The 21,134-nt window shown below is 71.2% G+C and carries 19 protein-coding genes; 18 read left to right on the top strand and 1 reads right to left on the bottom strand.

Annotated elements, in window-relative coordinates:
* Positions 1–128 precede the first annotated feature (128 nt).
* From trpS to ABD296_RS36780, 3 genes are read left to right on the top strand one after another with little or no spacing between them, the layout of a single operon-like run.
* Complete coding sequence (trpS, locus tag ABD296_RS36790) at positions 129–1,217, top strand: tryptophan--tRNA ligase (protein ID WP_407061554.1); 1,089 nt, start codon at positions 129–131, stop codon at positions 1,215–1,217.
* Positions 1,218–1,270: 53 nt separating this feature from the next.
* Complete coding sequence (locus tag ABD296_RS36785; protein WP_344278397.1) at positions 1,271–1,864, top strand: 2'-5' RNA ligase family protein; 594 nt, start codon at positions 1,271–1,273, stop codon at positions 1,862–1,864.
* Positions 1,865–1,910: 46 nt separating this feature from the next.
* The gene (locus ABD296_RS36780; protein ID WP_344278394.1) at positions 1,911–3,017 is read left to right on the top strand and encodes a YihY/virulence factor BrkB family protein; all 1,107 of its coding nucleotides are present in this window, start codon (positions 1,911–1,913) and stop codon (positions 3,015–3,017) included.
* Here the strand turns inward: ABD296_RS36780 and ABD296_RS36775 are convergent.
* Positions 3,014–4,291 carry a D-alanyl-D-alanine carboxypeptidase family protein gene (locus tag ABD296_RS36775; RefSeq protein ID WP_344278392.1) on the bottom strand — a complete coding sequence of 426 codons (1,278 nt, stop codon included), beginning with the start codon at positions 4,289–4,291 and terminating at the stop codon, positions 3,014–3,016. The genes ABD296_RS36780 and ABD296_RS36775 overlap by 4 nt on opposite strands.
* A gap of 530 nt (positions 4,292–4,821) precedes the next feature.
* Between ABD296_RS36775 and ABD296_RS36770 the strand changes: the two genes are divergently transcribed.
* The 15 genes from ABD296_RS36770 to ABD296_RS36700 all read left to right on the top strand — a co-directional run bounded on the left by ABD296_RS36770 (position 4,822) and on the right by ABD296_RS36700 (position 21,126).
* Positions 4,822–5,988, top strand: coding sequence for a glutamate--cysteine ligase (locus ABD296_RS36770; protein ID WP_344278389.1), 1,167 nt, complete (start codon positions 4,822–4,824; stop codon positions 5,986–5,988).
* Between the two features lie 148 nt (positions 5,989–6,136).
* The gene (locus ABD296_RS36765; protein ID WP_344278386.1) at positions 6,137–7,456 is read left to right on the top strand and encodes a M20 family metallopeptidase; all 1,320 of its coding nucleotides are present in this window, start codon (positions 6,137–6,139) and stop codon (positions 7,454–7,456) included.
* Between the two features lie 264 nt (positions 7,457–7,720).
* Positions 7,721–8,782, top strand: a complete 1,062-nt coding sequence (locus tag ABD296_RS36760) for a BMP family lipoprotein (protein ID WP_344278383.1) — start codon at positions 7,721–7,723, stop codon at positions 8,780–8,782.
* Between the two features lie 147 nt (positions 8,783–8,929).
* Positions 8,930–10,468 carry an ABC transporter ATP-binding protein gene (locus ABD296_RS36755; RefSeq protein WP_344278380.1) on the top strand — a complete coding sequence of 513 codons (1,539 nt, stop codon included), beginning with the start codon at positions 8,930–8,932 and terminating at the stop codon, positions 10,466–10,468.
* A complete protein-coding gene (locus ABD296_RS36750) occupies positions 10,465–11,829 on the top strand; it encodes an ABC transporter permease subunit (RefSeq protein WP_344278378.1) in 1,365 nt (454 codons plus the stop codon). The genes ABD296_RS36755 and ABD296_RS36750 overlap by 4 nt, the downstream gene beginning before the upstream one ends.
* On the top strand, positions 11,826–13,178 hold the full coding sequence (locus ABD296_RS36745) for an ABC transporter permease (protein WP_344278376.1): 1,353 nt from the start codon (positions 11,826–11,828) through the stop codon (positions 13,176–13,178). The genes ABD296_RS36750 and ABD296_RS36745 overlap by 4 nt, the downstream gene beginning before the upstream one ends.
* A 25-nt stretch (positions 13,179–13,203) precedes the next feature.
* A complete protein-coding gene (locus ABD296_RS36740; RefSeq protein ID WP_344278373.1) occupies positions 13,204–13,611 on the top strand; it encodes a cytidine deaminase in 408 nt (135 codons plus the stop codon).
* Positions 13,612–13,751: 140 nt separating this feature from the next.
* The gene (locus tag ABD296_RS36735) at positions 13,752–15,038 is read left to right on the top strand and encodes a thymidine phosphorylase (protein ID WP_344278370.1); all 1,287 of its coding nucleotides are present in this window, start codon (positions 13,752–13,754) and stop codon (positions 15,036–15,038) included.
* A 158-nt stretch (positions 15,039–15,196) separates the two neighbouring features.
* Complete coding sequence (locus tag ABD296_RS36730) at positions 15,197–16,069, top strand: SCO6745 family protein (RefSeq protein WP_344278367.1); 873 nt, start codon at positions 15,197–15,199, stop codon at positions 16,067–16,069.
* A 210-nt stretch (positions 16,070–16,279) separates the two neighbouring features.
* Positions 16,280–17,578, top strand: a complete 1,299-nt coding sequence (locus tag ABD296_RS36725; protein ID WP_344278364.1) for an HNH endonuclease signature motif containing protein — start codon at positions 16,280–16,282, stop codon at positions 17,576–17,578.
* 49 nt (positions 17,579–17,627) lie between these two features.
* Positions 17,628–18,002 (top strand): bleomycin resistance protein, encoded by a 375-nt coding sequence (locus ABD296_RS36720; RefSeq protein ID WP_344278361.1) that lies wholly within the window; start codon positions 17,628–17,630, stop codon positions 18,000–18,002.
* Between the two features lie 115 nt (positions 18,003–18,117).
* Positions 18,118–18,474, top strand: a complete 357-nt coding sequence (locus ABD296_RS36715; RefSeq protein WP_344278358.1) for a cupin domain-containing protein — start codon at positions 18,118–18,120, stop codon at positions 18,472–18,474.
* A gap of 61 nt (positions 18,475–18,535) precedes the next feature.
* Positions 18,536–19,627 (top strand): adenosine deaminase, encoded by a 1,092-nt coding sequence (locus ABD296_RS36710; protein ID WP_344278355.1) that lies wholly within the window; start codon positions 18,536–18,538, stop codon positions 19,625–19,627.
* Positions 19,628–19,634: 7 nt separating this feature from the next.
* Positions 19,635–20,276 carry a PH domain-containing protein gene (locus ABD296_RS36705; protein ID WP_344278352.1) on the top strand — a complete coding sequence of 214 codons (642 nt, stop codon included), beginning with the start codon at positions 19,635–19,637 and terminating at the stop codon, positions 20,274–20,276.
* 64 nt (positions 20,277–20,340) lie between these two features.
* Entirely contained in the window at positions 20,341–21,126 is a 786-nt protein-coding gene (locus ABD296_RS36700) for an SAM-dependent methyltransferase (protein WP_344278349.1), read from the top strand.
* Positions 21,127–21,134: the final 8 nt, after the last annotated feature.

The following is a 21,134-nucleotide window of genomic DNA, read 5'->3' as shown; positions in this document are numbered from 1 at the left end:
GGCCGGAGGCGCGGCGGCCGGCGGCGCCGGTGACGCCCGTCCCCCCGGCCGCGGCCCCGCGGCCGGTCGGCGACGCCGCCACCGGCGGCGGAGCCTCCGCAGACACCTGAGAGAATCGGTCCGTGCACATGCCCGAAGCGTCCAGCCCCGTATCCGACCCCGCTGCGTCCGGCCCCGCCGGAGCGCCGGGAGCGCCCGCCCCGCGGGTGCTCTCCGGCATCCAGCCCACCGCCGACTCGTTCCATCTCGGCAACTATCTGGGCGCGTTGCGGCAGTGGGTGTCGCTGCAGGACACCCATGAGGCGTTCTACTGCGTGGTCGACCTGCACGCGATCACGGTGGAGCACGACCCCGAGGTGCTGCGGCGCCGGACGCGGGTGTCGGTGGCGCAGCTGATCGCGATGGGCGTCGACCCCGACCGCGCGACGCTGTTCGTGCAGAGCCACGTCCCCGAGCACGCCGAGCTGGCGTGGGTGATGGGCTGCATCACCGGGTTCGGCGAGGCGAGCCGGATGACCCAGTTCAAGGACAAGTCGTCCAAGCAGGGGACGTCGGCGACCAGCGTCGGGCTGTTCACCTACCCGGTCCTGCAGGCCGCCGACATCCTGCTCTACACCCCGGAGCCCGGCAGCACGGTGCTGCGCGTCCCGGTCGGCGAGGACCAGCGACAGCACCTGGAGCTGACCCGGACGCTGGCGCAGCGGTTCAACCACCGGTTCGGCGAGACGTTCGTCGCCCCGGACGTGCACATCCCCGAGGGCGCCGCGAAGATCACCGACCTCCAGGAGCCGGGCGCGAAGATGAGCAAGTCGGCGTCCTCGCCGCAGGGCATCATCGACGTGCTGGAGGACCCGGGCCCGATGCGCAAGAAGATCATGCGCGCGGTCACCGACACCGGCACCGAGGTCGTGTACGACGAGGAGAAGAAGGCCGGCGTCACCAACCTGCTGCGGATCTACTCCGCCCTCGCGGGCACGTCGGTCCCCGACCTGGAGGCCAGGTACGCGGGGTCCGGCTACGGCCAGTTCAAGAAGGACCTCGCCGAGGTCGTGCTGGACACCTTCAACCCGATCCGGGAGCGCACCGCCGAACTGCTGGACGACCCGGCCGAGCTGGACCGGATCCTGGAGAAGGGCGCCGGGCGCGCCGGGGTCGTCGCCAGGCGCACCATGGACACCGTCCGCGAGCGGGTCGGCTTCGTGGGACGCGGTCGCTGACCGTGGCCGGCGAGGGGGCGCGACGACCCGGGCCCGCGGACACCTTCGTGGGGATGCCCGCGGACACGTTCGTGGGGATGCCCGCGGGCCCGGGGGCGGACGGCGGCGTGCGGATGATCGGGGTCGCGATCCCGATCCCCGAGCCGTACGGGACGGACCTGCAGCGCACCCGCGCGTCCTACGGCGACCCCCTCGCCACCGCGATCCCGACGCACATCACGCTGATGCCGCCGACCGAGGTGACCGCGGACGAGATGGACGCGATCGAGGCGCACCTGCTGGACGTGGCGCACGCCGAGCGCCCGTTCCGCATCCGGTTGCGCGGCAGCGGAACGTTCCGACCGGTGTCCCCGGTCGTCTTCGTGGCGCTGGCGAAGGGGATCGGCGGCTGCGAGCGCGTCCAGGCGAAGGTCGCGTCGGGGCCGCTCGCGCGCCCGCTGCCGTTCCCGTACCACCCGCACATCACCATCGCGCACCACCTGCCCGACGACGTGATGGACCGGGCGTACAAGGACCTGTCGAACTACCGCGCCGAGTTCGAGGCATGGGGTTTCTCGCTGTACGAGCACGGGCTGGACGGCGTGTGGCGGCCGCAGTGCGACTTCCTGTTCGGCAATGGGAAACGCCACTCAACGTTCAACGGTTGATTACCGTCCGCCGCATCGAGCGCCAAGGGTTGGGTACGTTGCGTACATGCGGCAGGTGATCACTGGGGTTCAGCGGTGGATCGACAGTGCGCTGGAGGCCGGGAAGGACCTGCTGCGCGCCATGCGCGCCCGCTGGCGCTGGTTCGACCACCTCGCCCGCGCGTTCGAGCGCTACCAGGAGCGCCGCGGCGACCGGCTCGCCGCCGCGCTCACCTGCTACGGGTTCCTGTCGTTCTTTCCGCTGCTGGCGCTGGCGTACTCGCTGCTCGGCTACCTGGTCGGCATCAGCACGCAGGCCCGCGACTACTTCGTCCGGGCCGTCCGGGAACTGCTGCCGGGGATGTCGGACCAGCTGCAGGTGGAGCAGATCGCGCAGTCCAAGACGGCCGTCGGGGTCGTCGGCCTGGTCGCGCTGCTGTTCACCGGGCTCGGCTGGGTGCAGGTGCTGCGCGAGTCGCTGCGCGACATCTGGGGCAACCCGCCCACCGGCGGCGGCAACTACTTCCTCAAGCGGCTCTGGGACCTGGCCGTGCTGGCGTTCCTCGGCGTGATCCTCATCTGCGGGATGGCGGTGTCGACGGTCACCTCGTCGGCGACCCACACCGTCCTCGGCTGGTTCTCGCTGGACGACGTGCCGGGCGCCGGCACCGGGCTGCGGCTGCTGTCGCTGGCCTGCGCCGTCGCCTTCGACACGGTGATCTTCCTGGTGCTGTTCACCCGGCTGTCGGGGACGATCGCGCCGTGGCGGCGGATCATCCGCGGCGCGCTGTTCGGCGGGCTCGGGCTGGAGCTGCTCAAGCAGGCCGCGACGCTGCTGATCGGCCGGACGACGCAGAACCCGGTGTACGCCTCGTTCGCCGTCCTGGTCGGGCTGATGGTGTGGATCAACATCGTGTCCCGGTTCGTGCTGTTCGTCGCCGCGTGGACCGCGACCCGCCGCGTCGTGCTGAAGGCCGACGCCGAGGACCCGGAGAACCTCGCCGAGCAGGAGGTCGCGGCGCTGGACGAGCACCGCGACCCGGACGGCGGCGCCACGAAGGGTGACGCGTACGGCAACACGGAGGCGAAGGGCGACACGGGCAGGGACGCGGGGACGGACAGGAGCTCCGACGGGGCCGCCGCGAAGCCCGGCGCCGCGAACGCGAAGCTCTAGCGGGTCCCGTCGTCGTAGGAGGGCCCCTCGTAGGAGGCGTCGTCGCGGGGCGAGACGTCCCCGTAGGGCGCCTGGTGGCCGCCCGTGTTCCCGGCGGGCCTCGGCGTCGGGTGGCGGCGGCGCCGGCGGTAGACGGTGAACAGGACGATGGCGGCCAGGAGCCCGCCGACCGTGCCGCCGCCGATCTCGTAGACCAGCGCGGACGAGCCGCCCGACGAGTCCAGCGAGGTGCCGGGCAGCACGCCGCCCGACTCGCCGTCGGCGTGCTTCTTGGCCTGCGCCGCGGTGCCCGGCGCGACCAGCGTGCCGACCGGCTGGACCTTGCCGCGCGCGGCGAAGCCCCAGTCCAGCAGCTTGGCTCCGGCCTGGAACGGGGAGGTCTCGCCGTGCATCACCGAGATGATGATCGTGTGCCCGTCGCGCCGCGCCTCGGCGACGTAGGTCTGCTGGGCGTGCACGGTGTAGCCGTTCTTGCCGCCGAGCATCCCGCGGTAGCCGTACTTCTGGCCCGCCAGGAGCTTGTTGTGGGTGTAGATCGGGTAGCCGCCGACCTTCTTGTGCTTCTTCTTCTCCTTCTTGGTCAGCGGCGCCGGGAACTGGAACTGGGTGGCCTGCACGTACGTCCGGAACTGCGGGCTCTTCATCGCCTCCCGCAGGAACAGCACCAGGTCGTAGGCCGAGGTGTGCTGGGTGCGGACGTTGAGGCCGTAGTCGACGTCGAGGCCGTTCGGCGACGCGGCGAGCGTGTCGTCGGCGTGCAGGTACTTCGCCTCGGTGTTCATGTCGGCGATGGTCTTCTTCATGCCGCCGTTGGCCTCGGCGAGCGTGACCGCCGCGTCGTTCGCCGACATCATCATCAGCGCGTGGAACAGGTCGGAGACCTTGTACTGCATCTTCGGGGTCAGCCCGACCTTGGTGCCCTCGACGTCGCACGCCTTCTGCGAGGGCCGGACGAGCCGGTCCGGGTTCAGCCTGGTGACCAGGGTCGCCGAGGTCAGCGTCTTCAGCGTGCTGGCCGGCAGGTACTGCCCGTGCGGGTCCTTGGCGGCGAGCACCTCGCCGGTGTCGGCGTCGGCGACCATGTAGGAGGAGAACTTCAGCTTCGGCAGCGCGGGGACGCCCGGCGCCTGGTTCAGCACGATGCCGCGGCCCGCGAGCTGCGGCCCGCCGACGGGGTCCGACGGCGCCGCCGCGGCCGGGCGCACGGCCGGCGACGCGGCGGCCGGGGCCGCCAGCAGACAGACCGCGCTCAGCGGCACAGTGATCATCGGCATGGCGCGCCGGACTCCGGTCCGCCCCTGTCGTCCTGCTCGCAAGCTTCCGACGCTCCTCAGTCCCGCAGCGGCCGTTCGGTTCCGCACGCCCATGGCTCCCCCGAAGACTAGGCGACACATCCGGCGAAGGGGTACCCGACCGCGAAGACGGCAAGCTCGGGACAGTTGAGGCGTATGGTGCGTTAGACGATTTTTGTGGTGCTTATGACTACTCAGAGTACGTAAGTGGACGCTAGCATCGGTCACGGTCCGTCATCGCAGGTAGTTTGGGACGGGCGGACTAGTTCGATCGAGTGGTGTCGGGCGCCGGATCGATGACCGAAAAGTAGGGGACGGACCCGTCCGCAGGCCGCCCGTACGAGTCAATTGATCCGCGAAGGGCATGGAGACCGGCGTGGCGGCGGGCGCGCGCGCCATGATGGTGTGAACACGTGACCTGGACCGGCGTTTGTCCAGGCTTAGGGACCCGCTGGCTGAATTGCGCCACGTGCCACGCAACGACCTGCAAGGATTGTGGACGGAGGTTGGCCGTGGCCATTGAGTTCAACGCATCGAGCGGCACGACGCTCGGCGTCGAGTGGGAGATCCAGCTCGTCGATGCGGAGACCCGGCACCTGCGGCAGGACGCGCGCCGGGTGCTCGCCGCGCTGCCGTCGCTGAGCGAGGGCGGCGAGATCCCCAAGGTGCGGCACGAGCTCATGGAGTCCACGGTCGAGGTCGTGACCGATATCTGTCACACCGTCGGCGAGGCCAAGAGCGACCTCGCGGCCACCCTCGCCGAGCTGCGCGCCGCCGCCGCCGACCGCGGCATCGCGCTCGCCTGCACCGGCACCCACCCGATCAGCGACTGGCGCGACGCGGTGATGGCGCCGACGCAGCGCTACGCCGACCTGGTCGAGCAGATGCAGTGGCTGGCCCGGCGCATCCAGACCTTCGGCGTGCATGTCCATGTGGGCGTCTCCGACGTGTCCAAGGCGATCCCGATCGTGAACGCGCTGTCGGCCTACCTCCCGCACTTCCTCGCGCTCACCGCGTCCAGCCCGTTCTGGAGCGGCGCGGACACCGGGCTGGCGTCCTGCCGGGCGGTCGTCTTCGGTCAGCTGCCGACGGCCGGTCCGCCCCACTTGCTTGACGACTGGGCGGCCTTCGAGGATTACATGGACACCTTGCTTCGCGCCGGGACCATCCGGAGCATCAAGGAGGTGTGGTGGGACATCCGCCCCCACCCGGACTTCGGCACCGTCGAGATCCGGATGTGCGACGGCATCCCCACCCTGCGGGAGGTCGGCATGGCCGCGGCGCTGTGCCAGAGCCTGGTCACGCTGTTCGAGCAGCAGCTCGACCGCGGCTACACGCTGCCCCGCCCGGCACCGTGGGTGGTGCGCGACAACAAGTGGCGCGCGACCCGCTACGGGCTCGACGCGATCGTCATCACCGACGACGGCGGCAGCACCGCGCCGCTCCGCGACGACCTGTACGAGCTGATCCGGGAGCTGGAGCCGGTCGCCGACCGGCTCGGCTGCGCCGAGGAGCTCAAGGTGGCCGGCGAGGTCCTGGAGCACGGGGCCCCGTACGAGCGCCAGCGCGCGATCCGCGCGGCGGGCGGCTCGCTGGAGAACATCGTCGACGCGGCGATCACCGAACTGGCCGAGGACAGGTTCGTCGCACTGGGGGAGGTCGTCCATGCCGGGGCCTGAGCAGCCGGCCCGCCCGGACGGGCGCCCCGAGCGAACGGCGAAGGGTCCTCCGGGCAAGAACACAGGGGACGCCGATGACACCGGTGCCTGTGAGAACTCCGATACCGGGCGGCGGCCCAGCGGCCCCGCCCTCGCGCAGGGGGCGCACATGACACAACCGGGACCCGGGGTGATGCCCGGCCTTGAACCACCCACCGCCCCGGGACCGGACGGCCCCGCGGGCAGCGAGCGCCCGGCCGCGCTGCGGCCGCAGCTCGAGGTGTTCCTCGCCCGCCACGAGGAGGAGCTGGTCGCGTTCCGCCGCGACCTGCACATGCACCCCGAGCTGGGCTACGACGAGCACCGCACCACCGCGCGGATCGCCGAGCGGCTCCGCATGGCCGGGCTCGAGCCGCGGATCCTGCCGAAGGGCACCGGGCTGTTCTGCGACCTCGGCCCCGGCGACGGCCCGACGGTCGCGCTGCGCGCCGACATCGACGCGCTGCCGCTGCAGGACGAGAAGGAGCACGCCCCGTACCGGTCGACGGTGCCGGGCGTCGCGCATGCGTGCGGGCACGACGTGCACACCACGATGGTGCTGGGCGCCGGGCTGTTCCTGGCGCAGCAGGCCGAGGCGGGGCTGCTGCCCGGCCGGGTCCGGCTGCTGTTCCAGCCCGCCGAGGAGACCCCGGGCGGGGCGCTGGACGTGATGGCCGCCGGCGGCATCGCCGGGGTCGACCGCGCGTTCGCGCTGCACTGCGACCCGCGCATCGAGGTCGGCGAGCTGGGCCTGCGCAGCGGGCCGATCACCGCGGCCTGCGACAAGGTGTACGTGAAGGTGACCGGGCCCGGCGGGCACACCGCCCGGCCGCACCTGACCGCCGACCTGGTGTACGCGCTCGCCAAGATCGTCACCGAGCTGCCGGCGGCGCTGTCGCGGCGGGTCGACCCGCGCTCCAGCCTGTCGCTGGTGTGGGGCCGGGTGTCGGCCGGGTCGGTCGCCAACGCGATCCCCGACGACGGCGTCGCCGAGGGCACCGTCCGCTGCCTGGACGACGAGGCGTGGCACCGCGCGCCGGAGATGATGAAGGCGCTGCTGCAGTCGGTCGCCGCCGCCTACGATGTGGAGGCGTCGCTGGAGTACGTCCGGGGCGTCCCGCCGACCGTCAACGAGGCGGCCAGCGTGCAGATGTTCCGGGACGCGGCGGCGCAGGTCCTCGACGAGGAGGGCGTGGTGCCGACGCCGCAGAGCCTCGGCGGCGAGGACTTCGGCTGGTACCTGGAGTCGATCCCGGGCGCGCTCGCCCGGCTCGGCGTCCGCACCCCCGGCTCGCCCGGCGAGTACGACCTGCACCGCGGCGACTTCGACGTCGACGAGCGGTGCATCCCCGTCGGGGTGCGGGTGCTGGCGGCGACGGCGCTGACCGCGCTGTGGGACGGCGCCCGTCCCGCGGACCCGGAGACGGTCGAGGGCGCCACGCTCTCCTGACGGCTCCCGCCGCCCCGGCGCCGCCTCCGTCGGCGGCGCCGTCCGGGCCGGCGGCGCCGTCCGGGTCGGCCGGGTGCCTCCGGCGGCGTCACCGGGCGCGACCGTCCGTGCGCTGACCTGTGCCGATATGCGTACGCATTGGTAACGGACCTATTGCGAAACGGTGCAAGCTGGCAGTTTTCCACCAACCGCGGGGTAGCGTCCCATCGATTTCGGTGGCCGGGCGGCCGCCGATCCCGGGTGGGGAACGGAAGGAGCGCTATCTTGCGCCGTGGACTGAAGATTTCGCTCGTCACCGTGACGGGTGCGGCGCTGACGCTCAGCGCTTCCGCGTGCGGTGGCAAGAAGGCCGGTGGCGACGGCGGCGGGGACGACGGCAAGAAGACCCTCAAGGTGGGCCTGGCGTTCGACATCGGCGGCCGCGGCGACCAGTCGTTCAACGACTCGGCGGCGGCCGGCCTCTCGAAGGCCGAGACGGACCTGCACGTCACCACCAAGGAGATCTCCGCGCAGCCGGACGAGCCCGACTCCGACAAGGAGTCGCGCCTGCGGCTGCTCGCCAACACCGGCTACAACCCCGTCATCGGCGTCGGGTTCTCCTACACCGCGTCCCTGCTCAAGGTCGCCAAGGACTTCCCGAACACCAAGTTCTTCATCGTGGACGCCGACGGCTGCAAGGTCTCCGGCGCCAACGTGGCCGGCTCCTGCTTCTCCGAGGAGCAGGGCTCGTTCCTGGTCGGCGCCGCCGCCGCGCTGAAGTCCAAGACCGGCAAGATCGGCTTCATCGGCGGCGTGGACGTGCCGCTGATCCAGAAGTTCTTCGCCGGCTACCAGGCGGGCGCCGAGAAGGCCAAGCCCGGCACCAAGGTGCTGCCGCCGAAGTACCTGACCGAGCCGCCGAACTTCAACGGCTTCAAGGACACCGGCCTCGGCAACGAGGCCGCCAAGGGCCAGCTCGACGCCGGCGCGGACGTCATCTACCACGCGGCGGGCGGCGCCGGCATCGGCGTCATCAAGACCGTCGGCGCGGCCGGCAAGTGGGCCATCGGCGTCGACTCCGACCAGTACAACCAGCCCGCGGTCGCCGACGTGAAGTCGCACATCCTCACCTCGATGGTGAAGCACGTGGACCTGTCGGTGTTCAACTTCGTCGAGTCGGTCGCCAAGAACCAGTTCAAGGCCGGCACGGTGCAGTACAACCTGCAGAACGACGGCGTCGGGTACGCCACGACCGGCGGCAACGTCGACGACATCAAGGCCAAGCTGGAGGACCTGAAGGCGCAGATCGTCGCCGGCAAGATCACCGTCCCGACCAAGCCCCAGTGACCGATCGGCGGGCCGCCGCGGCACCCGCCGGGCCGGCCCGCCCGGCCGTCTCCCGGCCGGGGCGCGCACCCGGGCCGCGCGTCGCCGACGCGACGCCGCCCGCCGCGCGCCCCGGCCGCGTACCCCGAGGCAGGAGGAGGGGCACTCGTGCCTGACCAGGTGCCGGCCGTGCGGCTGACATCGATCACCAAGCGGTTCCCCGGCGTCGTCGCCAACCGCGACATCAACCTGAGCATCGAGCCCGGCGAGGTGCACGCCCTCTGCGGCGAGAACGGCGCCGGCAAGTCCACGCTGATGAAGATCCTCTACGGGATGCAGCGGCCGGACGAGGGCACGATCGAGATCGACGGGGAGCAGGTGGCGTTCCGCACCCCCGCCGACGCGATCGCCCGCGGCATCGGGATGGTCCACCAGCACTTCAAGCTGGCCGACAACCTGACCGTGCTGGAGAACGTGATCCTCGGCGCCGAGCCGCGCGCCAAGGGCTGGCTGCGCGGCCGCATCGACTTCGCCGCCGCCCGCGAGCGCATCCGGGAGATGTCGAAGGCGTACGGGCTGCGCGTCGACCCCGACGTGCTCGTCGAGACGCTCGGCGTCGGCGAGCGGCAGCGCGTCGAGATCCTCAAGGTGCTCTACCGCGGCGCCCGCGTGCTGATCCTGGACGAGCCCACCGCCGTGCTCGTCCCGCAGGAGGTCGATGAGCTGTTCGGCAACCTGCGGGAGCTGCGCGCCGAGGGCCTCACCGTGCTGTTCATCTCCCACAAGCTGGACGAGGTGCTGTCGGTCGCCGACACCATCTCGGTGATCCGCCGCGGCACCACCGTCGCGACGCGGCTCGACCCGTCCGAGGTCACCTCGCGGCGGCTCGCCGAGCTGATGGTCGGCTCGCAGCTTCCCACCCCGGAGCTGCGCGACTCGACCGTCACCGAGGACGTCCAGCTGGAGGTCGGCGGGCTCACGGTCCTCACCCCGCAGGGCCGTCCCGTCGTCGACGACGTCTCGCTGCGCATCCGGCGCGGCGAGATCGTCGGGCTGGCCGGCGTCGAGGGCAACGGGCAGAGCGAGCTCATCGAGGCGATCATGGGCCTGCGGGCCGCGGACGCCGGGACGATCGTCTACGGCGGCGACGACATCGCGCACTGGCCGACGCGGCGGCGCCGCGAGGCCGGCATCGCCTACATCCCCGAGGACCGGCACCGGCACGGGCTCGTCCTGGAGGCGTCGCTGTGGGAGAACCGCGTGCTCGGCCACCAGACGCAGCGCCCGAACGTCCGGGGGCCGTGGGTGGACCGGCGCGGCGCGCGCCGCGACACCACCCGGATCGTCCGGGACTACGACGTCCGGACGCCCGGGATCGACGTGCCCGCCGCCGCGCTGTCGGGCGGCAACCAGCAGAAGCTGATCGTCGGGCGGGAGATGACCGGGGAGCCGCACCTGCTGATCGCCGCGCACCCGACCCGCGGCATCGACGTCGGCGCCCAGGCCGCCATCTGGGACCACCTGCGGCGGGCCCGCGCGGCCGGGCTGGCCGTGCTGCTGATCAGCGCCGATCTTGAGGAACTCATCGGAATGTCCGACACCCTGCACGTGATCCTGCGGGGCCGGCTGGTCGCGGAGGTCGATCCGCGGACGGTCACCCCGGAGGACCTCGGCTCCGCCATGACCGGCGCCGGGAACCCGACATGACCGGCACGACCGGCAACCCGGACCCGAACGAGCCCGACCGCCCGAACGACGCACCCGACCCCACCGAGCCCACAGACCCCGGCGCCGAGTCCGGGGAAGATGCGGGGGTGGAGCGGTCGGGCGAAGAGCACGGGGTGCCCAGGCCGGCTGGGCCTGATCCTTCGAAGAGCGGGGAGCCGGCGAAGGCGGTGCCGGAGCCGGTGCCGTCGTGGAAGGCCATCCTGCGCGGGCTCGGGCCGACCGGGCTGGGGTTGAAGATCGGCGCGCCGATCCTCGCGCTGCTGATCTCCCTCGGCATCACGATGATCCTGCTGCGGATGACCGGCGCCGACCCGGTCAGCGCCGTGCAGAGCATGGTCGACTACGGCACGCAGCAGCACTCCATCGTCGACATCATCAACCGCGCCACCCGGTACTACCTGTCGGCGGTCGCGGTCGCGATCGGCTTCCGGATGGCGCTGCTGAACATCGGCGTGGACGGCCAGTACCGGCTCGCCGCGTTCCTGGCGGCGGCGCTCGGCGGCGCGGTCTCGCTGCCCGCGCCGTTCGGACAGCTGCTGGTGATCGTCGCGGCGGTGCTGGTCGGCGGGCTGTGGGCGGCGATCGCGGGCGTGCTGAAGGTGACCCGCGGGGTCAGCGAGGTGCTGTCCACGATCATGCTGAACGCGATCGCCACCGGCGTGATCGCCTACCTGCTGAACGACAAGCGGCTCGCCGAGCCGCGGCCGAACAGCAATGACGTCGCGACCGCGACGATCCCGCACTCCGGGCGGGTGGGCTCGCTGAACGGGTTCCTGTCGACGATCGGCATCGACCTTCCCGGCGGGGTGTACGGGCTGCTGCCGCTGGCGATCGTGGTCGGGATCGTGTTCTGGCTGGTCATCAACTACACCCGGTTCGGGTTCGATCTGAAGATCTCCGGGCTGTCCCCGTCCGCCGCGCAGGCCAGCGGGGTCAGCGCCAAGCGGATGGTCGTGATCACGATGGTGGCGTCCGGCGCGGTGGCCGGCCTGATCGGCATCCCGGGGCTGCTCGGCGAGTCCTACGACTACTCGCTGAACTTCCCGGCGGGGCTCGGCTTCACCGGCATCACCGTCGCGCTGCTCGGCCGCAACCACCCGGCCGGGATCGCGCTGGCCGCGCTGCTGTTCGCCTTCCTCGACCAGACCTCCGACATCCTCCAGGAGGTCGAGGTGCCCAAGGAGATCGTCGGGGTGATGCAGGGCGTGGTCGTGCTGACCGTCGTGATCGTCTACGAGCTCGTCCGGCGCTGGGAGATCCGGTTGCAGCAGCGGTCCGTCGCCGCGGAGCTCGCCACCGGCCATGACCTGGCCCGCGAGGCCGCTGGGAGCACCTCATGACCGCGACCGAGACCGTCGCGCCGGCGAAGGCCGGGAACGGCAAGTTCCGGCTGCGCTGGCCGCACTACCTGCTGATCGCGGCGGGCCTGCTGGTGCTGCTGTCGCTCGTCCGGATGATCGACGGCGCGGACGACGTCACCTCCAGCGGGACGGTCAGCGCGGCGCTCCGGCTGGCCGTGCCGATCTTCCTCGCCGGGCTCGGCGGGCTGTGGGCGGAACGCTCCGGCGTGATCAACATCGGGCTCGAGGGCATGATGATCCTCGGCACCTGGACCGGCGCGTGGGCCGGCTACCAGTGGGGGCCGTGGATCGGGGTGCTGTTCGGCATCCTCGGCGGCGCGCTCGGCGGGCTGCTGCACGCCGTCGCGACCGTCACGTTCGGCGTCGACCACATCGTGTCCGGCGTCGCGATCAACATCCTGGGGCTCGGCCTCACCCAGTTCCTCGCCGGGCTGATCTTCAACACCGGGCACGCCAAGGACCTCGGCGGTGGGCCCCGGCAGTCGCCGCCCCTCGACCCGATCAAGACGCTGACGCTGCCGGTGCTGTCCGGCGGCAAGATCGGGGGCTGGGAGAGCCCCGACTGGCTGGGGTCGCTGGAGAGCCACCACTGGTTCCTGGTGTCGGACATCGCGGGCATCCTTCGGGGGGTGACGAACGGGCTGTCCTTGCTCACTCTGGTCTGCCTGCTGCTGATCCCGCTGACTTTCCTGATCCTGTGGAAAACTCCGTTCGGGCTGCGGATCCGGTCCTGCGGCGAGGACCCGTACGCCGCCGAGTCCCTCGGCGTGCACGTGTACCGGATGAAGTACGCGGCCGTCATGATCTCGGGCGGGTTCTCCGGCCTCGCCGGCGCGTTCCTCGTCACCGTCGCCGCGTCCCTGTACCAGGACGGGCAGACCGGCGGGCGCGGCTACATCGGCCTCGCGTCCATGATCTTCGGCAACTGGCGGCCGGGCGGTCTCGCCGCCGGGTCGCTGCTGTTCGGCTACACCGACGCGATGAACGTGCGGGGCGGCGGGCAGTCCGTGCACGCGCTGCTGCTGTTCGTCACGATCCTGCTGGTCGGCGTCGCGGTGTGGCAGGGCGTGCGGGCCAACCGGCTGCGCTCGCAGATCGTGACGGAGCTGGGGCGGCGCGAGGTCCGCGGCGCCTACGTCGGCGCGGTGCTGTCGCTGGTCGCGGCGGCGGGGCTGCTCGTCTGGTTCCTGCTCAGCGACGCCGTCCCCGGTGAGCTGGTGTCGTTCAGCCCGCACCTGACGACGCTGCTCGTCCTGGCGCTGGCCAGCCAGCGGCTGCGGATGCCCGCCGCCGACGGCCTGCGCTACCGCCGCGGCGAGGCCCGGTGACGGGCCGCTGGGGGATCATGGGCGCATGACCGACATCGACTGGCCCGCTCTGCGGAGCGCGGCGACAGAGGCGATGGCGCGCGCGTACGCGCCGTACTCCGGTTTCCCGGTGGGCGCGGCGGCTTTGGTGGACGACGGGCGCGTCATCACCGGCTGCAACGTCGAGAACGCCTCCTACGGGGTGGGGCTGTGCGCCGAATGCTCCCTGGTGTCGGCGCTGCACGGGCCCGGTAAGGCGTCTCAGCCCCGGCTCGTCGCGGTGGCGGTCGTCGACCGGCACGGCGACCCGCTGATGCCGTGCGGGCGCTGCAGGCAGCTGCTGTGGGAGCACGGCGGGGCGTCGATGCTGCTGGAGACCGTCCGCGGCGTCCTGCCCATGTCGGACGTCCTGCCCGACGCGTTCGGGCCCGACGACCTGATCGAACGAGCCTGATCGAACGAGCCTTACTGAACGAGCCTGACCGAATGAGCCTGACCGGGCGGGCCTGATCGAACGAGCCTGACCGGGCGAGCCGGGCCGGGTGGGTGAGCCTGGTTCGGTGAGTTCGGTCGAGTGACACTGAGGGGGATCCTGTGGACGCCATCGACGTCATCCGCAGCAAGCGTGACGGCGGAGCGCTGACCGACGAGCAGATCGACTGGGCGGTCGACGCCTACACGCGCGGCGCGATCGCCGAGGAGCAGATGGCGTCGCTGGCGATGGCGATCCTGCTGAACGGCATGTCGCGCGCCGAGGTCGCCCGCTGGACCGAGGCGATGATCCGGTCCGGCGAGCGGATGGACTGGTCGGCGCTGGACCGTCCCACCACCGACAAGCACTCCACCGGGGGTGTCGGCGACAAGATCACGTTGCCGCTGGCGCCGCTGGTCGCGGCGTGCGGCGCGGCCGTCCCGCAGCTGTCCGGCCGGGGCCTCGGACACACCGGCGGCACCCTGGACAAGCTGGAGTCCATCCCGGGGTGGCGGGCGTCGCTGTCGAACACCGAGATGCTGGACGTGCTGCGCGCCGCGGGCGCGGTGATCTGCGCCGCGGGCGGCGGCCTCGCCCCCGCCGACCGCAAGCTCTACGCGCTGCGGGACGTGACCGGGACCGTGGAGTCGATCCCGCTGATCGCGTCCTCGATCATGTCGAAGAAGATCGCCGAGGGCACCGGCGCGCTCGTCCTGGACGTCAAGGTCGGCTCCGGCGCGTTCATGAAGACGGCCGCGGACGCCCGCGAGCTGGCCGAGACGATGGTCGCGATCGGCACCGACCATGGCGTCCGGACGATCGCCCTGCTCACCGCGATGGACCGTCCCCTCGGCAACGCCGTGGGGAACGCCGTGGAGGTCGCCGAGTCGGTTGAGGTGCTGGCCGGGGGCGGTCCTTCGGACGTGGTGGAGCTGACGCTGACCCTGGCGCGCGAGATGCTCGCCGCCGCCGGCGTTTCCGGGAAGGACCCGGCGGACGCGCTGAAGGACGGCTCCGCCATGGACGTCTGGCGCCGGATGATCGCCGCTCAGGGCGGCGATCCGGACGCCGCGCTGCCGGCCGCGCGCGAGAACCATGTCGTCGCGGCGCCGTCGTCCGGCGTCCTCACCCGTCTCGACGCCTACGGTGTCGGGGTCGCCGCGTGGCGCCTCGGTGCCGGCCGCGCCCGCAAGGAGGACCCGGTGTCGTTCGCCGCCGGCGTCACCTGCCACGCGAAGCCCGGCGATGCGGTTACGGCCGGTCAGCCGCTGCTGACCCTGCACGCCGACGACGAGTCCCGTTTCCCGCGGGCGCTGGAGGCGCTGGAGGGCGCGGTCTCGGTCTCGACCTCGACCGAGGAGAACGGGGCGTCGGACCTGCACCCCCTGGTCATCGACCGGATCTCCTGACGGCTGTCTGGCGCCGTCCTCGTCTTGAGGACGGCGCCAGGATTTTTATCTAGTCATTGACAAGTTGGTTCGCCATGGCGGAATCTAGTCAGTGTCTAGTTTGTTGATGTGTGCTGGAGAGGATGACCATGACCCACAGCTTGAGCACCATCAGGAAGATGTGGCAGCTCCTGGAGCCGGTTCACGCCGTCCTGTACTACGCGCCCGAGGCGTTCGAGGAGGCGGCGGCCCTGGGGTACGCCGTCGACGAGCGCTGGCCGAGCTACTTTCCCAACCGTGCCGCGCCGCTGGGAGCGGTGGACGCGAAGACGGTGAGCGATCTCTTCTACAGCTTCAATCCGGACATGGTGGAGCGGTACATCGCCCCGGCCTGGCGGACGGCCACACCCGAGCAGGTCCTGACCGCTCGTCGTACCGCCATGGACGAAGTGCTGCGCCGGATCCTCGGTGAACGGATCGGCTCGCCTGAACTCGAGCGGGCCGCGCAGATGGCCCGTCGTGTGGCCGAGGCAGCCGATACGAGCGACCGTCCGATGGCCGCCGCCAATGCTGCGCTGCCATGGCCGGACGAGGTGCACATGGTGCTGTGGCAGGCCGCCACCATCCTGCGTGAGCACCGCGGGGACGGTCACATCGCGGCGCTCAGGTCCCACGACGTCGGCCCCGCCGAAGCGCTGGTCTCGCACGCGGCCGTGGGAGCCGCCCCCGAGGAGGTGTTCGCCAGCCGGCAATGGACCGACGAGCAATGGAACGCCGCCCGGGGCCGTCTGGCCGCCCGCGGTCTCATCGACGGAGACGGGCACGCGACGGAAGTTGGTGTCCGACTGCGTGCGTCGGTGGAGAAATGCACTGATGAACTCGCCGCCGGGCCGTGGGAACTGCTCACCGCCGATGAGGTGGATGAGTTGACGGATCTGCTGATGCCTCCAGTGCTCGACATCGTCGGTACTGGACTCCTGCCGATGCAGAGTACGCTCGGAATCGGTATGACGTACGAATATGACGACGTCGAGTCTGAGGCCGCTTCTTGATGAATGGTTGAAGGGGCGGTGGGGGCGGCGCTGCGTACGGGGCCGCACTTAAGGGGCAGACTCCGCCTGCCCCGCCTGGTCGCGCCGCCCCCACCGCCTCGCCCCCGCCCGCGTGCTCAACAATTGACCAAAGGCGGCAATTCGGGAACCGAACCCGGTGGATGAAGGGCGCAGGTATACCCAGCTATACCTATCCACAGAGCAACAGAGATGCACCCCCATTCCGAGTCGATCGACACCAAAATCCGCTATACTCTACGTATGCGTTCGGTCACAGTCGATCTCAATGCGGCGTCCACCACGCAATTGGTGAACGCCGCAACCGCGATCGCCACCGAACTCGCCCAGCGAGAAGCCCCGGAATCGGCGGCCGCGTGCCTGGAACTCACCGAGACCTTGGCCGCCGCCTGCGATATGCAGGAAAGTGCGCTGGCCGGTTTCATTCGCCGGGTGGACGCCACTGGGGAGCAGAAGCGGTGGGGGTTCCCGTCGACGCGGGCGTGGTTGCGGTCGCGGTTGGGGATGCGGGAGAACCGCACCACTGAACGCCTCATCCTCGCCCGGCAGCGGGATCGCCTGCCGCGGGTGGCTGAACGGTTGGCGGCCGGGAAGTTGTCGTATGGGTACGCGGCGACGGTCGCGCAGAGTGTGGCGCGACTGGAGGACACCGACTGCGCCGGGGCTGAGACCACGCTGCTGGGTTTCGTCGACCAAGGGTTCTCGGCGGCGAAGGTGGCGGTATTCGGCCGCCGCATCCGCGACGTCATTGCCGAACGCGACGGCACGGAGACCGGCCCCGGTGAAGACGTCAAGCGCGGGTACGCCAAGTCCTGGATCACCAGCACCGGGTCGCTGGACGGCGGCCGCTACATCAAGGGATGGCTGAACGCCGAGGACGCCGCGATCTGGGACGGGACTCTGGCTCCGCTGGTCAAGCCGGCTGGGCCGGATGACTGCCGCGACGTAGGCGAGCGGACGGCGGCTGCGTTGTCGAGTGTGCTGTCGGGCGGGCACAAGGCCACCAAGGTCACCGTCATCTGCGACCTGGACACCCTGACGGGCGGCAACGCTCCGGCCCGCCTCACCGACGGCACCCCGATCCCCGCCGCCCAAGCCCGCCGCATCGCCCTAGCAGCCGGAGTCTCACCCCTCCTCCTCGGACGCGGACACACCCCGCTGTACCTGGGCTACCGGGAACGGTTCGCCAGCGCCGCCCAACGCCAAGTACTGGAGACCCTGTATCCGACCTGCGCGGTACGGGAATGCGAGATCCCCGGGACGCTGTGCGAAGTCGACCACGTCAACGGCTGGGCCCTCGGACACTCACCCACCGACATTGATCAGCTCGCCCTCACCTGCGGATGGCACAACCGCTTCAAACACACCAGCCCGAACCAGATCGCCATCAGCAAAGATCCCGACGGGCGGTACGTCTACCGGCTTCTTCCACCCCGAGACAGAACGGCGCCCCGCGCGACCAGTCCACCCGGCTTCGGCTGGGCCGCCTGACGAGTTGGCATCCCTGCTGATTGTCGGCGGTGCGGTTTACGGTCGGGGCATGGACGAGTACGCGGTGCCGATCTTGCCCAGCCGGGACCTGGCGGAGACGCTGGAGTTCTATGGGCGCCTCGGGTTCGAGTCGCGGGGTGCGCCGCCGGAGCGGTACGGGTACGTGATCATTGGCCGGGGAAGTGTCGAGTTGCACTTCTGGCATGATCCCGAAGTTGATCCGCTGGCTACCGCGAGCAGTTGCTACGTGCACGTCCGCGATGCGGATGCCCTGTACCGCGCATGGTCCGACATCGGTGTGCCCACGGACAGGGAGACGGGCAGCCGCCTGGTGCCGCCGACGGACACCGATTACGGGTTGCGGGAGTTCGCCCTCGTCGACCGCAGCGGAAACCTCCTCCGGATTGGTGGTCCCATCTCCTGAGCGGTGGCGTCCGCTGCGGGTGACGGGGCCGTGCTTCCGCTGTCCGGAAGGGGTGTCTTGACCCTGGTCAGAGGGCGCGGAAGCGTGGGAAGTGACGATAAAAGGGGGGATCGTCATGATGGAGATCAAGAGCATTGAGAAGCCGGACGAGCGGCGCGACTTCCCCAGGGGGCACGTCGAGATCGTGGAGATGTCCGGGTTGGTGTTCGGCAAGGCGACGTTCGAGCCGGGCTGGCGCTGGACCGAGTCCGTCCGGGAGCTCGCGGGCACCGATCTTTGCGAGGTGCACCACAACGGCTACGTCGTCGACGGCCGGATGCGGATACGCACGAACGACGGCGCCGAGCAGGAAGTGGGGCCCGGTGACGTGTTCGTTGTGTCGCCTGGTCACGACGCGTGGGTCCTCGGGGACGAGCCCTGCATCGTGTTCGACTTCGCCGGCGGCATCGGCGACTACGCGAAGGCCCGGTAGACGTCCCGTGTTGGCGGGAGTTGCGAGGTGGAGAGGGGGTTACGGGCAGTAGATTCTAGAGATGGACGATCGGCCGACTCTTGAGGACATCCGGCGGGCGCCGAAGGTGCTGCTGCACGACCATCTCGACGGTGGGGTGCGGCCCGCGACCATCGTGGACCTGGCCCGGGACGGCGGGTACCGGGGATTGCCAACCACGGACCCGGAGAGTCTGCGGGCCTGGTTCGAGGAGGCGTCCAACTCCGGGTCGCTGGAGCGGTACCTGGAGACGTTCTCGCACACCGTCGGGGTGATGCAGTCGGTCGAGGCGCTCACGCGGGTGGCGTACGAGTGCGCCGAGGACCTGGCGGCCGACGGGGTCGTGTACGCGGAGGTGCGGTACGCGCCGGAGCAGCACCTCAGCGCGGGCCTGACGCTGGAGCAGGTCGTCGAGGCGGTGCTGGACGGGTTCGCGAAGGCCCGGGAGGACTTCGGGATCCGGGTCGGGACGCTGGTGACGGCGATGCGGCACCAGGCGCGGTCGATGGAGATCGCGGAGCTGGCCGTCCGGTACCGGGACCTCGGCGTGGTCGGCTTCGACATCGCCGGCGCGGAGGCGGGCTACCCGCCGACCCGGCATCTGGACGCGTTCGAGTACCTGCAGCGGGAGAACGCCCATTTCACCATCCATGCGGGTGAGGGGTTCGGGCTGCCGTCGATCTGGCAGGCGATCCAGTGGTGCGGGGCGGACCGGCTCGGGCACGGGGTGCGGATCATCGACGACATCGAGGCGGACGGCGACGAGCCGCGCCTGGGGCGGCTCGCCGGATACGTCCGGGACAAGCGGATCCCGCTGGAGATGTGCCCGACGTCGAACATCCAGACGGGCGCGGCGAAGTCGATCGAGGAGCATCCGATCGGGCTGCTGCGGCGGCTGAGCTTCCGGGTCACGGTGAACACCGACAACCGGCTGATGAGCGGGACGACGCTGTCGCAGGAGTTCGCGAAGCTGCGCGACGCGTTCGGGTACGGGTGGGACGACCTGCAGTGGTTCACGGTGAACGCGATGAAGTCGGCGTTCGTGCCGTTCAACGAGCGGCTGGAGCTGATCAACGGGGTGATCAAGCCCGGATTCGCCCAGCTCAAGTGGCGCGGCGCGCGTCCCCTGGCATGATCGGGCCATGACCATTCGCTCCACCGGCGGACGCATCGCCGCGTACGTCTGGCTGGTGTTCGCCGCCCTTAACATCCTCGACCTGGTGGTCGGGATCACCGGCGACGCCACCTACTCGCTGACCGCCTTCACGATCGCGGTGCTGCTGCTGCTCGGCTGCGGGATCGCCTACACGGTCGGGCTCCGTCCGGCGATCATCGGGGACGAGACGGCGGTGACGGTCCGCAACCCGCTGCGGGAGGCGCGGGCGCCGTGGGCGGCGGTCCGCGAGATCGAGGGGACGAACGCGGTCACGGTGCGGTTCGACGGGCCGGACGGGCAGGAGCTGCAGACGCGGGCGTGGGTGCACCAGACGTCGCCGCGCGCGCAGGCGAAGGCGGAGGCGCGGGCCCGCAAGGAGCCGGGCCGGGTGCCGGCGTCGGCGTTGAAGGGCCGGACGCCGGCGGCGTACGCGGCGCAGCAGCTGAACGAGATCCGCGAGCGGCAGCGGGCGAGGGCGCGGTCGGGCGCGCCGGGCAAGGCCGCCGAGGCGAAGGCGGAGCGGGCCGCCGCGACCGGGACGGTCACCTGGTCGGTCCCGGCCGTGGCGTCGCTGGCGGTGCCGGCCGTCGCGCTGGTCGCGCTGGTGATCACGGGCGCGGTGACCTGACGGGGTGACGGCGGCCCGCCCCGGTGCGAGGATCGGGGCGGCCGATCGTTGGGGAGGACCGCGCATGGCAGCCGTTCCGGAGTTCGACACCTCCGTCGCGCACCCCGCCCGGGTATACGACTATTGGCTCGGCGGCACCGAGCACTTCCCCGCCGATCGGGAGCTGGGGGACGCGATGATCCGCGCGATCCCGGCGCTGCCCGCGATGGCGCGCGCCAACCGGTCGTTCATGGAGCGGGTGACGCGGCACCTGGTGGAGTCGGGCGTCACGCAGTTCCTCGACATCGGGAGCGGGATCCCGACGTCGCCGAACCTGCACGAGATCGCGCGGCGGATCGACCCGTCCGTCCGCGTCGTCTACGTGGACAATGATCCGCTGGTCGCCGAGCACTCCCGGGCGCTGCTGGAGGACGTGCCGGGCGTCGCCTACCTGCACGGTGATCTCACCGAGCCGGAGGCGATCCTCGCCGACCCGCTGCTGGCCGGGACGCTCGACCTGACGCGTCCGGTCGCGTTGCTGGTCGTCGCGCTGCTGATGTACTTCCCGGCGGAGCGGCGGCCGGAGCGGTGGGTCGCGACGCTGCTGGACGCGCTGCCGACCGGCAGCCACCTCGCGATCTCGCATCCGACCGCCGACTTCGATCCGGAGGCCGTCGCGGCGGCCAACGCCGCGGCGAACGCGGCGGGGATCCCGCTGGTGTCCCGCACGCGCGCCGAGTTCGCCGCGCTGTTCGGCGGCGCGCCGCTGCTGGAGCCGGGCGCGGTGCCGCTCGCGACCTGGCGTCCCGACACCCCTCCGGCGGACCCGCACGAGGTCTACTACTACGCCGGATTGGCCCGGAAGAGCTGAGGCGCCCG

It is taken from the genome of Actinomadura napierensis (genome assembly GCF_039529375.1).
Lineage (GTDB): Bacteria > Actinomycetota > Actinomycetes > Streptosporangiales > Streptosporangiaceae > Spirillospora > Spirillospora napierensis.
This window is presented reverse-complemented; position numbering and strand designations above follow the sequence as displayed.